Annotated in this window: 11 protein-coding genes; 3 read left to right on the forward strand and 8 right to left on the reverse strand. The window is 52.8% G+C overall.

The window, feature by feature from the left end; genetic code table 11:
* Positions 1-356: 356 nt before the first annotated feature.
* On the reverse strand, positions 357-1,241 hold the full coding sequence (locus tag HY913_17760; GenBank protein MBI4965125.1) for a phosphate/phosphite/phosphonate ABC transporter substrate-binding protein: 885 nt from the start codon (positions 1,239-1,241) through the stop codon (positions 357-359).
* Between the two features lie 273 nt (positions 1,242-1,514).
* Between HY913_17760 and HY913_17765 the strand changes: the two genes are divergently transcribed.
* Positions 1,515-2,327, forward strand: a complete 813-nt coding sequence (locus HY913_17765) for an SH3 domain-containing protein (protein MBI4965126.1) — start codon at positions 1,515-1,517, stop codon at positions 2,325-2,327.
* Positions 2,328-2,648: 321 nt separating this feature from the next.
* The gene (locus HY913_17770; protein ID MBI4965127.1) at positions 2,649-4,328 is read left to right on the forward strand and encodes a PAS domain S-box protein; all 1,680 of its coding nucleotides are present in this window, start codon (positions 2,649-2,651) and stop codon (positions 4,326-4,328) included.
* A 498-nt stretch (positions 4,329-4,826) separates the two neighbouring features.
* Here HY913_17770 and HY913_17775 read toward each other — a convergent pair whose 3' ends face one another.
* From HY913_17775 to HY913_17795, 5 genes are all read right to left on the reverse strand, one after another.
* Positions 4,827-5,204, reverse strand: a complete 378-nt coding sequence (locus HY913_17775) for a hypothetical protein (GenBank protein MBI4965128.1) — start codon at positions 5,202-5,204, stop codon at positions 4,827-4,829.
* Between the two features lie 225 nt (positions 5,205-5,429).
* Positions 5,430-6,506, reverse strand: coding sequence for a 4Fe-4S ferredoxin (locus HY913_17780; GenBank protein MBI4965129.1), 1,077 nt, complete (start codon positions 6,504-6,506; stop codon positions 5,430-5,432).
* Positions 6,507-6,624: 118 nt separating this feature from the next.
* The gene (locus HY913_17785; GenBank protein MBI4965130.1) at positions 6,625-8,505 is read right to left on the reverse strand and encodes an NAD(P)H-dependent oxidoreductase; all 1,881 of its coding nucleotides are present in this window, start codon (positions 8,503-8,505) and stop codon (positions 6,625-6,627) included.
* A gap of 123 nt (positions 8,506-8,628) precedes the next feature.
* On the reverse strand, positions 8,629-10,272 hold the full coding sequence (locus tag HY913_17790; protein MBI4965131.1) for an NAD(P)/FAD-dependent oxidoreductase: 1,644 nt from the start codon (positions 10,270-10,272) through the stop codon (positions 8,629-8,631).
* A 40-nt stretch (positions 10,273-10,312) separates the two neighbouring features.
* Complete coding sequence (locus HY913_17795) at positions 10,313-10,849, reverse strand: helix-turn-helix transcriptional regulator (GenBank protein ID MBI4965132.1); 537 nt, start codon at positions 10,847-10,849, stop codon at positions 10,313-10,315.
* A 104-nt stretch (positions 10,850-10,953) separates the two neighbouring features.
* Here HY913_17795 and HY913_17800 point away from each other — a divergent pair, with 104 nt between their 5' ends.
* Positions 10,954-11,955, forward strand: a complete 1,002-nt coding sequence (locus tag HY913_17800) for a hypothetical protein (GenBank protein MBI4965133.1) — start codon at positions 10,954-10,956, stop codon at positions 11,953-11,955.
* Positions 11,956-12,100: 145 nt separating this feature from the next.
* On the opposite strand, the gene HY913_17805 is transcribed toward HY913_17800, so the two are convergent.
* Positions 12,101-14,182: a glycine--tRNA ligase subunit beta gene (locus tag HY913_17805; GenBank protein ID MBI4965134.1), complete on the reverse strand. Its 2,082-nt coding sequence runs from the start codon at positions 14,180-14,182 to the stop codon at positions 12,101-12,103.
* The gene (gene glyQ, locus HY913_17810) at positions 14,179-15,081 is read right to left on the reverse strand and encodes a glycine--tRNA ligase subunit alpha (protein ID MBI4965135.1); all 903 of its coding nucleotides are present in this window, start codon (positions 15,079-15,081) and stop codon (positions 14,179-14,181) included. Before glyQ ends, HY913_17805 begins: the two co-directional genes overlap by 4 nt.
* Positions 15,082-15,194 lie beyond the last annotated feature (113 nt).

The raw sequence follows: 15,194 nt of genomic DNA on the forward strand, positions 1-15,194 counted from the left end.
CGCGCGGCTCGGTCCATTTCACCGCCCGACCATAAGATCTTGAAAACCGGGGATAAATGCCGGGCAAAAAAAAAGCCCTTGGTTCAGGGCTAAAGGGTAATGGCTTTATTTCTTCTTGAGTTACCAGATAAAGGAGCAACTTACGTGCCAAATTATCAACATTTTGGACCGCGGAGGACCTTTTATTTTTCATGCCGATTCTCAAAAGTAATTTCCGATTGCCCGGAGTGGCCGATGGCCTGCTCAATGCGCCAAAATTAAGCGGTTTCCTCGGACGGGTGCCACTGCCGGCTTGTCCGGGGCGGATCGCTTCACCTGCTCTGCCACCGAGACGCCAAGCCGCAAGCCTCCGGGCCCTATTTCTTGAACGGAGGCACTTTCAAGAACCTGCACAACTCCTCAATAGGCCCGTAGTCGAGCGCATCCACGAATTTCTCCAGCTTGCGAGCCTGTTCCAGCGCGGGGTGACCCGGTGGAATGTTTAGCAGAGCTTGCTGCAACTTTCTCGAGGTGTCCTCCGGAGTGTCTTTCAAAGTCGCTACGGGCCAGTCGGGATACAATGGAGTGCTGCAGAGTTCCGGGAAGCCGGGGTGATTCATCCTATTGATGATAATAAAATCGCCGATGCTTATCTTGCCTTCTCGTTGCATAGTCTCAAGGATATTGTTTCTTACAGTGCCCACATCGGCTTTTCCGTCTTTCACTGCATAGACGACCTGGTCATGAGATTCTTTCTCTGTTTCCAAGAGGAGTTTGAAATCCCGTTCCGGAGATATCCCATTCCGTACAATCTCACCTTTTTGAAAGAGCCATCCCCCTGGTGAGGAGAGTTTCGGAACCATCACCGTTTTGCCCCGCATGTCTTCAATTTTCGCGATTCCGCTGTCCTTACGAGCAAATATCACGCCGCCCATAGTCTCACCGGAGCCTTTGTACTTAACGGTAACAAGAGCTTTGGCGCCCTTGAGAACTTTCGCTCTCACATAGAACCACGGATTCGTGAAAATAAACCCGGAGCGCTCCACATCGCAGAAGTCCATGAACTCGCTGAACTTGAGAGGCACTATGGTCACTTTGTCGTCGAGCTTTTCGCTCAAGTAGGCGGCGATGCCCCCCCATTCTTCCAAGGCCTTTTCAGGTCCACGTTGAGCGAGCATGCCGATCTTGATCTCGCTGACCGCTATAGATGGGCACACAGCCAGCGTAATGAACGCCAAAACTGCAATGAAGCGTGTTTTCATCTTGAAGTTCCTCCCCACAGTTCTCAGGGCTTTAATATTGGATTTCAAATCGTTGGATTTGAGCGCAGCAGAAATCCGAAGCCACCGGATTGCGTGCTAAAGTTCATTCTAGTGGATTGGCGCTCCTGTGGCAAGCACCACGTTTGTCTATAAAAAAATGAGTTATTACAAAGTTGAACATGTTATATATCAAGTATTATATCTTATAATATTGCAATTCTTCGTAATTAATGATAAACTCGACCAGTTGCATTCAACAGGAGGACCTCCTTCATGATCGTTCACTTCATCGTCATTTCCATTCAATGCGCAGCCCTGGCCGCATTCCTCATAATCTGGTACTCCTGGGCCAGGAAAAAAATTGAAATCCCCGTGACCGGCGATGACAATGATAAAATCCTTTTCCCTTTCCGCCATTTTTCCTGGATGCTCATGGGCTTGGTCTTCGTCACTTGTCTGCTGCAAATTCACTTCATACGGGTCTCCGCCAGTGTTCATGAGAAGCTGGCAGCGATGAGCAATTTTTACACGAATCATGAGCAGAGCATTCGTTCGCTTGACGAACTCAAGGACATGCTCGAAAAACTGCGCAGAGACATCGATGCCAACTCCAGAAGCTTGCGCGCACACGCAATTGCCAGGGACTCGAATTCCAAGCTTTCCGAAAAGGTTGCCGACCTTGCCGTAACGAATGTCGACCAGGTGAAGACCGAGGCCCTGGCCAGTCTCCGGGTATTGCGAGACGTTCAAACCAACAACGCCTTTGCCAAGGAAGCCAAAGCTTCCTCTCCAACTCCTCAGCCTGTTCATCCCTCTGCGCGTGGGAACGAGACCCCGCGACAAGCGGATGCCAAGGCGTACTCGATGCGGCTCAGCCGTCTGGGACGTGTGGCGGAGGACCGTTTGTCCGTCAAGAAGCGGCCGGCAGCGAACTCGCCGGTTGTGGAGCAGTTGGCCTGGGGGCAAGAGGTGAAGGTAACGGAAAAGCGTCAATCAAATGAAGAGATGTGGTTTAGAATAGTCACCCCTTCAGGTCGCTCCGGGTGGGTTGATTACCGGCAAGTTAAATTGGACGGGAATTCTTAGACGGCCGCCATTCGGACCGCTCAGATCATTTTAGCGTCTCGGAAACCCGGCTTGGGTCCTTCCCGCGCCTTCTTGGGCAGATTCCCCGCTTTCTCGGTATCTGTTTTTCATATACTATAACGTTTTCATATATTATAAGTTTCTCCAGACATGCTTAACCTCCTCATGGCAAGCTGAAGAAGTGGGGGACTCTCAGAGCGTCTTGGCGTGGAGAAGTCGCGTGAGCACGAGAGTTCCAATTTTCCTACGCCGCAAACCCGTGTCTGAAACCGGAGGCCAATCTCGGGTCAAAGACCACAATGAGGAAGAGGTGCAAAAGCCATGGCCAAAGCACGAATCCTTGTGGTGGAGGATGAAGGCATAATCGCCGAAGACCTTCAAATGAGCCTGCGTGACCATGGTTACAACGTTTTCGCTGTGGTCACTACCGGCGAGGAAGCGGTGCGGATCGCTGGGGAGAGCCGTCCCGATTTGGTGATTATGGATGTGGTGCTACACGGAGAGATGGACGGAATAGAGGCCGCCAACAGGATCCGATCGCGCTTGGGGGTGCCCGTAATATATCTGACTGCCTACGCTGACGACAAGATGATTGAACGGGCCAAGATAACGGAACCCTTCGGATATCTTATTAAGCCGTTTCGTGACAGGGAATTGTATTCAACCATTGAGTTGGCCCTTTTCAAACACCAACTGGACACAAGGCTAAGAGAGAGCCAGGAGTGGCTTTCGGTGACGCTCAACAGTATCGGTGACGCGTTGATAGCGACGGACAGACAGGGCTTAGTCAAATACGCGAACCCTGTGGCGCAAACGCTGACAGGGTGGCGGGAATATGAGGCGAAGGGGCGTCCCCTGAAGGAGGTCTTTAACAGCACCATCGATCCCGGCCTGCAAGTTCACTGTTCGGCCCGGAATGACGATCCGGCCGTTCAGCCGGAAGACTTCCCTCTGAATAATCAAACTGGAATATTGATAAGCAAGGACGGCTCCAAGATGGCCATCGACGCCGGAGCTGCACCCATCTGCGATGCCCGAGGGGCCATCGTGGGTGTCGTCATTGTTTTCAGGGACATAACAGAGCGCAAACGCGTGGAAGAACGCCTGCGCCTTCTCTCCGAGACCGTGGAGCAAAGTTCCGAAGGCTTGGCCGTCATCTCGCCCGAGGCGAGAGTAGTGTTTGTCAACAAGGCTTTCGCAGCCATGCATGGTCGAGTTCCGGAGGATTTGATAGGGAAAAACATCTCAGTATTCCACAACCCTGACCAGATACCGGATGTCCGGGAGGCCAACCGCAAACTGCTTACCGAGGGCTATTTCAGCGGCGAAATGTGGCACGCGCGTGAAGACGGAACAGTGTTCCCTGGACTGATGCACAACTCTGTTCTGAGAGACAATGGCGGCAAAATGATAGGCCTGATAGCAACGCTGCGGGACATCACGGATCTGAAGGAGACCCAAGAAGCCCTTCTTAAGAGTCATCAGGAGCTTGAAACCTATTCCTCTTCTTTGGAAGCCAAGGTCGAAGAAAGGACCAAGGACCTTGAGCGCTCACGAATAGAACTCAAGAAATACTCCGAAAGTCTGGAGAAAACCAACGAGGCACTTAGAATCATTATTGAAGGGATCGAAGAGCAGAAAAAGGAGGTTGAAAAAAGGATCGTCCATAATATCAACCTGACCGTCAGACCGATATTGGATCAATTGAAATCGCAGGACATTTCCGAGACGGTGGGATTTCTCCTACAGTCACTGGAATTCAACTTGACCAATATCTTCTCGTCTTTCGGGTTCAACATTATGCAGGGGGGGCATTTGTTGACTCCCCGCGAAATCAGGATTTGCGAGATGATCCGTTCCGGGCTCTCATCGAAACAGATCGCCAAGGTCATGGGCATTTCTCCCCAAACAGTCCTTGTGCATCGCAAGAACGTAAGGAAAAAGCTCGCGTTAGGCAAATCCAGGCGCAATCTGGCGTCATTCTTGAAAGCGAACCTCTAATACCAACTCCCAGTCTGAAAATTGCCACGACGAATAATGAAAATTCTCAACAGATTTGGTGCCACGGACATGCCTCGCACCCGTGGCCCCATGCAAAAGCCGCCCCTTCTTTTACGGATGGGTTATTCCATAGGAAGCTGTTTCATGCTGAGTCCAAATTATTCGTCCGAATGCAATTATTCTGCGTACGGCGCAGGCCCCCGTGCCTGCCCTGGGACCAACGAAACCCTAGGGCAAGGGCGGACGCGGGGGTCCGTGCCGTACGAGGCCGAGGCTTCTCTTTGAACCTGAGAAATGTCGTCGCACACGGTTTCGGGAGACAAATCGGACAGTAATTTTGCCAGTTCCTATGAAAACGCCTCGAAGACAACCGGCAAGATGCCGGCGCCACCGGCGTTTTCATAATTCGTTGTGGCGCTTCCCGCCATGGCAGTTGCTATAGAATTCATTCGGAACTTACCGGGCCGTGGTTGCCGGCAACCAAAAGATACCCGCGCATCAATATTCGGGATTGTGGGTCCAGTCACAGATGTAGATGTATCCGTTCCAGTCGCACGTTGAATTAGAGGTGCCGTAGTATCCCTCGCTATCGTAATAATACGGCAGGAAATCTCTGTGGTAAGGACTCAGCCCGAAGTACCTGCCGTTACCGTTGACGCCATCCCGGGAACGACCTACGTATGCGTCCGACCCTCCTCGCCGAACACCGGGGCTGTAACCCTGGGCCGTCAAAAAAACCGCCCGTTCCGCCGTGGCGGACAGCAGAGTGAACGTGCCGGCGGTAGGTTGCTCCGCATATGCGAGACCGGCCCCCAACAATCCAAGTGCTGCAACGGCAGTTATTGTCAACCCCAACAAAGCTATTCCGGCCTTCATGTGATTGTCCTCCCTGCTTACTCACCTCGGTGCTATTAATTTGGATGCGCATCGAGATGGTGAAGATTCAGCCGGGGAGGACAATTTCATGAAGGCGTGAGCCGCCTCATTTCTTTCCTGTTCCGAACAGGTCTTTCAGACGCATAAGGAGCACCTGGTCACCGGAGGTATTGTACTTCCCCTGCACGAACGTCCGTTGACCATCATCTTGAACGCAAGCACGCACTAATCCACCACTATTTTTGTTCCTCGGTTTGCTGCCCGCTTAAAATACCAATCCATAAGGTGATCGGGAGGGGCTTCGTGGGCACTTTCTGGCTTGCGGACCAGGGTTATGGACTCGGTCGCGCACGTGGGGACACATACCCCGCACCCTATGCATCGATCCTGCTGGACTTCATATCCCCCGTCTTCTTCGGAAATAGCCTTTACAGGGCACCGTTCATCCGCGCATACGCCGCAGGCCGCGCATGTTTCCTGATTTATGGCGGCGTGATAGTTGCTCCTAGCCATAGCATGCGGCGCGTTATAATCCGTCATTGCCTTGATCACTCCACAGCAGCAAGAGCAGCAGTTACAGACAAACATCTGGTCGTTCTGCACATTGTATGTCATATGGACGAGCCCTTCCTGGTCGCACTTCTCCACTACCACCAGGGCTTCCTCTCTAGATATGACCTTTCCCAGAGGAAACTTGTCGAACGCTCCCTCGTGATTGGAAAATGCCATGCATACCTCCATCGGGTGCTTGCACGGCTCGCCCATCAGTCCCCTCTCCTTCTTGCAAATACAGTCCATGAGTTGAAACGACTTAGCCTTCTCAAGAGTGCTCCGGAGGTCCTCGTAAGGCCTCACCTGGTGCTGGCCATCGATCTGGATATTAACCGGGACCACTCTCATTAATGCCGGAGCGTAATGTCCCAAGGTACCCATAAGGGAGGGTTCGTACTCCGCCATCAGCTCGGCTAGTTCCCGGTCCAATCTGGGTTGCTGAAACTCCCAAATCCCAAATACAAAGGGAAAGAAAAGGTAAAACTGTTGATCATTCACCCTGGCGGACCCGATCTGGCCTTTTTCTACCATGTTACGAAGAATGATCTCCATTTCGTCCACGGGTTTTCCCAGGCGCCCACCGATTTGAGTTGCTGTCTCCGGAATGGGCCTTATTTTAAGAGCCAAGTCCGCTTCTTCCGCGGTGAATATCTTTTGAAGGATTTTGAGTTCCACCCCACTTTCGGTGGAAGGAAAGCCATTCGGCAATTCGTCCAGTTTTTTAGCTAATCTCTTGTAAACATCCGGCATGACAGCGCTCCTTTCGCGTAGAAGGCACATGGAAGAGATTTCACAGGATCACCGGGACAGGATCCGTTTCGCATAGGCATTCAGGCTCGAGTGGGAAACGATTCGTCGGAGCCCCCACTTATTTCTTTGCTTTCCCGAAAAGGTCTTTCAACCGCATAAGGAGCATCAAATCGCCGGAGGTCTTGTACTTCTGTTGCATGAACATCTGCTGTCCGTCGGCTTTGCCGGTCATGATGTCCATCCAGACATCAAAGGGAGAGTCGATGGTCAAATCCGGTTTCTCTGCGGGTCCCGCTTTGGCCTCTATCTTCCCGTCCTCGATCTTAAAGTAACAGACCCCGTCAACCGAGCCGGAAAAGTTGAATTGGATGACGGCCCTGGTGTCGCCCGCGCCTTCAGGATTAAATCCGCTCGGCATAATGACCATGAAGGTCTCTAGAGAATCCGGACGCGGCGTCAAACCTTTCTGATTGAATTCCGCGGGAGTCAATCCTTCCTGGATACAGGTTTTCCAGAATGCATTCCCCATCTTTGCAAACGAGTCAAAGTCGGTCACGATTGGCTGGGCGATCCGTTCCATTGTCGCCTGAGAGATCTTCGTGGATGCAACCAGTTCCTTGCCGGCTTGCATCGTAGCTTCGAGGACTTGTCCTGCCGTCTCAGCCACTCCCGGCAAGGTCAGCATTTCGGCCGCGGGCCGGTAGATCTCGGCCACGAGCCCTTCACGGAATAGGAAGGTCACGTAAGAAGACAGTTGTGCAAAGACCGACGCTTCCGGAAAACCAGCCACGGACAGGACGACAGATCGAGGAGGCGTTTGGCGTAGCGGATGGGAGGTCTTGTCGTTGCTTCGCTGAAAAAATGGCTCCACAACGGGCAGGGTTCGTTCGATGAAAGCCTTCATGGTCGCGTTTACGGTGTAATGATACAAAGGTGTGGCGTAGATGACGAGGTCCGCGGCGAGCCACTTGGGGAACAGCTCATTGGCCATATCGTCTTTATGGATGCAAACTCCTGGGGTTTTGGTCCAACACGTGAAGCAACCAATGCAATTTTTGACCTTCTTGTGACGCAGCTGGACGGTTTCCACCTCCGCGCCCGCGTCGCTCATCCCTTTGACCAGGGCGTCCAGCATAATCCCTGTCTTACTGGTCCCGTCGCCTCTCGGGCTGGAGTTAAGAGCAATGACTTTCATAGGAGCCTCCTCTTGACGTTGTGTAAAATTCGACGATTCCTTATCTCTTGATGTGCCGGCAGGCGCTGGTTTAGCCGCGGGGAGTTCAACTCCGGCACGTATCGCGTTTGAAACGGCACCTGTGCCCGAAACGATTGCTGCGCCGCCCGAAGAGGACTGGGCAAGTTTTCGCATCCCGGCCAGGCCCGGCAAACCCATGCGTTTGAGGTAATAGTCCGGGAACCGGATGTTGAACGGCATACCAACGGCGAGAATCACGGTGATGGGAATCAAGGCGCGTGTCACCACGGACGGATAAAGGCTCAGGACGACGCAAACCGCAAAGATCCCTGCCCAGACAAGGGTCATGATCCGATTAATGTTAGCGAAGATTGGGGTGCCCCAAACCATCTGGGGCGCGGTTTTCTTGGCATAATGATATGTGAACGGCTCGAAACCGAGGATGAGAGGGAAGAAAGCCACGGAAAACATGCAGAGGTAGATCCCGGTTACTGCGTACTCGGTCAGGATAGCTCCGGCTGTTCCGGGCCACAAAGCGAGAGATGCGGTAATCACAAGGAAATACGCGGAAACGGCCCAGTCAAAGTAGGTCGGCTTGTCCCAGCGACTCGCCAGCACCAAGACGATGACGCAATAGATGAGCATGGCGCCGGCTGCTGCCAATAAGCTGCCCGGATCCCTCCCCACAGAGGCCCAGATCTTGAAGAACGCCAGAGGCGGAAAAGGGGCGCTGTAAAGAAGGATCTGTTGTGCCTTGGTTGGGTTTGGCAGTGCTCTTTCCTTTGCAAGAGATTCATTCTTCATGTTTCCACAATCCTCACACGAGCGCACCGTGGAATCGCACGCCCACAAAAGGGAAGCGATCGTAAGGAGGCCGTCCGCATATTTGTACGGCGATGACGATCGGCTGCGGGCGGCTCCGTCCCATCACGCCCAGTCCTCCATGAGCATTCCGAAAGCCCTCTTTCCTCCGATAAGCACGCCCGTGTACCCTCCTCCGGGATCGCCCCACGCGCTGGAGAGGTAGAGTCCTTTTATGGGCGTTCGATTGAGAATACGCGTCATGAAGGAATTATCCATACTCTGTTCCAAGCCGTATATCGCGCCGGCCGTGTTCAAGGTGTAACGGACGTTCGTCAGGGGCGTGGCTGATTCCTGCACCGCGATCATGGTTCTAAGGCCGGGAATCAGTTGCTCTTCAACGCGTCGAATCAGGGTCTCGGTAATTTCCTTCTTTCTCGCGTTGTATTCCGTCTTCTTGCCGGCGAAATAATCCTGCTCGAATCGCTTCCAGGGCTCGTACCCGGTAATGAAGGTTATGGACAGGGTAGTGGTTCCGGGCGGCGAGAGTTCTTTGGCGATGTTGTTATAAATGCATACCCCGATATTGCTCTTGTCGGCCCGAGCTTCGAGACAATACTGATGGGCTTTTTCAGGATCTTGTTCGGCCTGCAGGAAGACGTGGGAATCCTTGACCGTGTCGGTAATGTCTTTATTCAACCCAAGCCACACCTGAAAGGACGAAACGCTTGGTTTGAGCGCACGCAGCCTCTGCAGGTAGTCCGAAGGCACGGGCGCCCCGGGAAGCATATCCGAAAAGAGGCTGACGATGCTGCAGTTGGCAGCCACAGCCTTGGCCGTCAGAGACTCGCCTCCGGACGTCTTCACTCCCATTGCCCGGCCGTCCTTGGTGAGCACCTGCGCGACCCTTGTGCCCAATCGAACCTGGCCGCCCTTGGACTCGATCAGTTCAGTGATCGCGTTGCTGATGGCCTGGGAACCCCCGGCAGGATAAGAACCGCCGTACCGGAAATAGCCTCCGGTTGCGGTCATGTAAAGGAAGCCTGAAAGTTTGCTCGGAGGAAGGCCGTAGTATCCGCAGAGGACTGACATCACGGATTTCAACGACGGGTTGGTTGTATATTCATTCAGGTAATCGGCCAGGGTCTTCTTTCTCGCCGCCCACAATCGCGGGAAGCGTAACGGGAACAAGGCCTTCTTGAGCGTGGTCAACTCGCCTTCCTCAAAGAGCTTCTCAGTTTCCTCGCTCACTCCCGTCGCGTCAGCCATGAAACCCTGTATGCCCTTCTTTTCTTGTGGAAATTTCTCCAAGAGGACCTGCTCAAAAGCCTTCGGATCACCTCCGGGACAGGTGACGTCCACCCCTGTGCCAAGGACCCTAAAAAGTTCACTCGCTCTGTAGAAGCGAACCTTATCGAGGACCCCCAGGTCGGTCAGGATTGCCTTCCCTGCGCCTCCCAGCGCGGTCTGGTGTAGTGAGACATCGAATGTGAAACGGCCCCGATCGCGGGTGAAGGTGGTGGCGTATCCCCCTGGAACGTCATGGTGCTCCAGCACAAGGACCTTGAAACCCTGTTTTGCCATGTATCCGGCAAAGGTCAGCCCTCCCAGACCCGCGCCGATGACGATGGCGTCGTATTCGCCTTCCTTGGGACGTTGAGCAGAGGCAGGGGTTACCACAGGCACGTGAAGCGCCGCAGCGGTGGCCCACAATGCGGAGGCCCGGAGGAAAACCCTCCTGTTGATCATACTGAAGTTAAACAGAGACATCGCGAACCTCCTTCGTGGGATTCAGACAATCGTTGTAAATTCATTGCTCATTTTGAGACTCATCGTTCTCCAACGCCTGGACCACCTCGCTTAGGTTGCGGGCCAGGTCCCGGAAAAAGCGAAGGCCAAACTCAAAGCACAGGTACTGAAAACGGTCGGCTCGCTCTTTGACTTCAGGACCGACCGACTCCAACTGCCGGTGAAATTGTTCGATGGAATTCAGGTAGTTACCGGCAATGGTCTTGCGCTCTTCCGGAGAGAGGTGGGCGAAAAAGAACAGCTTCATGAGAAAAATGTTTTTGGGCTGTTCAAAGGCAAAGGGTGATCGCAAGGATTCCAGTAAGACTTCCTTTCCGTCCTCCGTTATGGAGTAGACCTTGCGGTTTGGCGCGCCGTCCTGGATCTCCATCCGTTTGGAGATCAACCCGCGGCTTTCCATCTTCTTCAGAGCGGGATAGATGGATCCATAGCTCAGGCCTGAGAAGAACGAGAAGGAGATAGAGAAGGCCTTTTTAAGGTCATACCCTGTCATGCTTTTTCGCATGAGGAATCCGAGAATTACAGACTGGACATCCATGGCGCCTCCATAGGAGTACATGATATATATCGTGCCGATATATGTCAACAGAATTTTTTGCGGCAATATCCCCTAACGGTAGGTAACAACAAGGGAGTTGATTTATGACCGCCAGACCGGGTAAATTGTGGGTAGATTATCGGCTTGGCGGACCACCGCGGTATTACCTCTCATCAAGTGAGGAATCTTTTATGAAAATTCCCGAGGAAATCCGGAAATGCGCCGCCTATATTGGTTATTGGGATGGCCAGAAACATGTGCTTCTTGGTACGTGTTTTTGGGTAGGTGTGCCAGTTTCCGATTTAATGGCACACATCGTTTATGTCGTTACAGCCAAGCATCTTATTGAAAAAATTAGGGAGAAAACCGCAGATGATAGTGCGTACTTGCGAGTCAACTTTGTGAAATCGGGAGCGCAGTGGATTAGAAATAATTTACATGATTGGCGGTTTCATCCTACAGAAGACAATGTTGATGCTGCTGTTTTATCTATGCAATTAACAAATGAGATGGATCATAGATTTTTTCCGCAAGAGTCTTTCATTACTGACGAAATTATAGAAACGTACAATGTAGGGATTGGCGATGAAGTTTTTCTTGCGGGTTTATTTGGTAAGCACACTGGAGAAAGCCGCAATATACCAATAATACGAGTCGGAAATATTGCAGCAATGCCAGAGGAGCCAGTCAAAACACTAAAGTGGACTTCTGAAATGGAAGCGTATCTAATAGAATCGCGATCTCTCGGAGGAATGAGCGGATCTCCGGTTTTTGTCCATTTGGGAATAACCAGGACATTACAAGATAGACCTCATTTTATAAATCAACCCTTCTATCTCTTGGGTTTGATACATGGACATTGGGATGAAAAAGGTGTCAACGTAGGCATTGCCATCGTTGTGCCGTCAAAAAAAATCCTCGAAGTGATAAACCAACCGGAGCTCCAGCAAATGCGAGAAGTTACCAAGGCGCTTGCAAGAATTCAGCTCGGCGCTACGCCAGACTCTTCTACAAAAGAGAGCGACGAAAAGCCCTTTACCAAACAAGATTTCGAGAATGCTCTTCAAAAGGTAAGCCGACCTAAATCTGATGAAGAAACGACTTGAACCTAGGGGGAGGGGTCACCCTTTGACTCATCTCTGAGCCACGTTAAATTGGACGAACAGCTCAACACGAGCCAAAGGCAGACCTTGCCCCCACTTTTTTCTCGATGGCATCCTGTATGACATGGCGGCCAAGGGCCGCCCTACCCTACTTTCCCTGGGCTGTGGACCCAATGAACGAGAAGTCTGCAATTTGGGCGAAGAAGTCCGCGATTTGTCGGAGCATTCCCAGTCGATTGTTGCGCAATTTTTCGTCTTCCACCATTACCATTACTTTGTCGAAGAGGGTGTCGATGGGTGACTTGAGTTCGGCAATTATCTCCAGGGCCTGTGCGTAATTACCTTCGAGAATGAGCGGTTCGGACCTTGCGGTTACATCCTGGAATGCCGTGAAAAGCGCTTTCTCTGCTTCTTCTTCGAGCAACTCGGGAGCGAATGCGGTGGGCTCGGTATCCTTGAGAATGTTCACCACCCGCTTGAATCCGATCATAATCGCGTCGAAGTCCGACCTCTGCTTCCATTCATTGAGCGCGTCCACCCTTCGTCGCGCGTCCACGATGTCATCGAACCGGGCCCTCACCGCGGCTTCGACCACATCAAGCGGAAAATCGCGCGAGGTGTGGAAATTGACGAATCGGGTCCGAATGAACTCGGTCACGTCCGCGACGACCTGGTCTTCGTCGCGGGTCCGCTTCTGGGCGAGCAGCGACACTGCCAATCGTACCAGCCAGCTCAAATCAAGCGCCTTATCCAGTTGAATCAGGATCTGGATGACGGCAAGAGCGTGGCGGCGCAGGGCATAGGGGTCCGCGGCGCCCGTTGGTATCAGTCCGACGCTGAAGCACCCTGCGATGGTGTCCATGCGATCGGCAACAGAAACCAGGGAGCCTAGAATTCCCTGGGGAAGATTGTCCCCTGCGTATGCCGGGAGATAGTGCTCTCTGATGGCGGTCGAGACTTCCTCCGTTTCACCATCCATCTTGGCGTAATAACTGCCGATTATGCCTTGCAGTTCGGGGAATTCATAGACGATACCGGTCTCGAGGTCGCATTTGCACAATAGCGCGGCCCTCTCGACATCGGCTGTTTTTTCAGGAGCGAGGCGCTCAGCCAGTTTTTTGGCCAGGTAGGTGAAGCGTTCCACTTTCTCGTGAGCTGTGCCCAATTTGGAATGAAAAACCACCCCCTCCAGGGCCTGAAGACGATCCATCAACGGGATCTTCCGGTCTTCCCGGAAATAAAAGCGGGCATCTTCCAAACGGGCCTTCAGGACCCTTTGATGCCCCTTCACGGACACAGCCGGGTCCTTCACGGGAGTGTTGTTTACCGCGATGAAACGGTTGGTAATTCTCCCTGCATCGTCTTGGACGGAGAAATACCGCTGGTGCTTTTTCATGCAAGTTATCAGGATGGACGCGGGGAGTTCGAGAAAGTCCGATGAGAATCGGCCCATTATAGGATGAGGGCTCTCAACAATGTGTGTCACTTCATCGAGCAGTTCCGTGTCTTCAAAGACCTGGAGTTTCTCGCCCGCGGCAAGTTCCTTTGTACGCCGCTCAATTAGCTCGCGACGCTGAACCGGATCGATGGTGACATCACGGGCCTGCAAGGACTCCTGTAGGTCTTTCAGCGATTTAACGGGAAACGGCTCTGCATGGGTAAACCGATGACCGCGGCTCCGATCTCCGCTGGCCACACTGCCGAACGTGAAAGGGATCACTTTGCCGTCGAAGAGGGCCACAATCCAATGAACCGGCCTGGCGAATCTGGCGTCCAGGTCCATCCAGCGCATGGTCTTCGGAAACGGAATCTTTTCCAGCAGTCCGGGAATGATGGCTGCCAGCGCCTCTCCCGTGGGCTGTCCGGTTTCGGTCTTACGAACCGCGACCTGATCTCCTTTGGCACCCGAAACAACGACCAATTCCGAAACATCAACCCCTTGGCTGCGAGCAAACCCGATCGCGGCTTTGGTGGGATTACCCTGAGCGTCATAAGCCGCGGTGACAGCAGGACCCGTCTTTTCAATTTCTCTCGTGGCCTGAACCGAATCAACATCAATGGCGTGCAATATCATTCGCCTGGGTGTGGCGTAAGTTCTTACCTGGCCGTGGCCTACGCGTGCATTTTCCAGCACCGCGGTGAAAAGATCTGAAAATGCTTGGAGCGCGGGAGGTATAAAGCCTGCCGGGATCTCTTCAGTCCCTATTTCGAGAAGAAACTCGCCTTTCATCGCTCGGACCTGCTTTCGGAGAATTTATTGAGGAGCGGAAATCCCATAGCTTCGCGCTGGGCCAGGTAAGCGGCAGCCGCTTTCCTCGCCAGATTACGCACTCTGTGTATGTATGCGGTCCGTTCCGCGACACTGATGGCCCCGCGAGCGTCCAACATATTGAAAATGTGGGAACATTTCAGGCAATAATCGTATCCCGGAAGGACGAGGGGTTCATCCGAATCCAGCAGAGCGTCACCTTCAGCCTCGTACATGTCAAAAAGTTTGAACATCATTGCTGCGTCGGACCTGTTGAAATTGTAGATAGAGCCTTCAACTTCCGAACGATGATGAATGTCTCCGTAGGTGATATCCCCGGTCCACTTCAGATCGTAAACACTCTCCACACCCTGCAAATACATGCAGATTCTTTCGATGCCGTATGTGAGTTCAACTGAAACCGGCTTCAGATCTATTCCACCGGCCTGCTGGAAGTAGGTGAACTGCGTGATCTCCATGCCGTCGAGCCAGACTTCCCAACCGACTCCCCAAGCGCCCAGAGTGGGCGATTCCCAGTCGTCCTCGACAAACCGTATGTCATGGGCCAGAGGGTCAATCCCGAATGCAGCCAGCGATTCGATGTAAATGTCCTGCACTTCCAGAGGAGAAGGCTTGAGAATGACCTGATACTGATAGTAATGCTGAAGCCTGTTGGGATTCTCGCCGTAGCGCCCGTCCGTGGGCCTTCTGGACGGCTCGACGTAAGCGACGTTCCACGGCTCCGGCCCCAGCACCCTCAAGAACGTAGCAGGGTTCATTGTCCCGGCGCCTTTTTCCATGTCATAGGGCTGCTGAATCACGCAACCTCTGTCGGCCCAGAATTTCTCAAGAGCGAGTATCAATCCTTGAAAGGTAAGCATGGCAGGCCTCTTTGCGGTATTCTCCATCATGAGTCGATGGAAACAGATATATAATCGGACTTTTGTAACACCGGGCGAGGCCCGGAGTCAAGGTTAAGCGCTGGAATAAGGAA

Origin of the sequence: Desulfomonile tiedjei (assembly GCA_016212925.1) — a bacterium.
Taxonomy (GTDB): domain Bacteria; phylum Desulfobacterota; class Desulfomonilia; order Desulfomonilales; family Desulfomonilaceae; genus JACRDF01.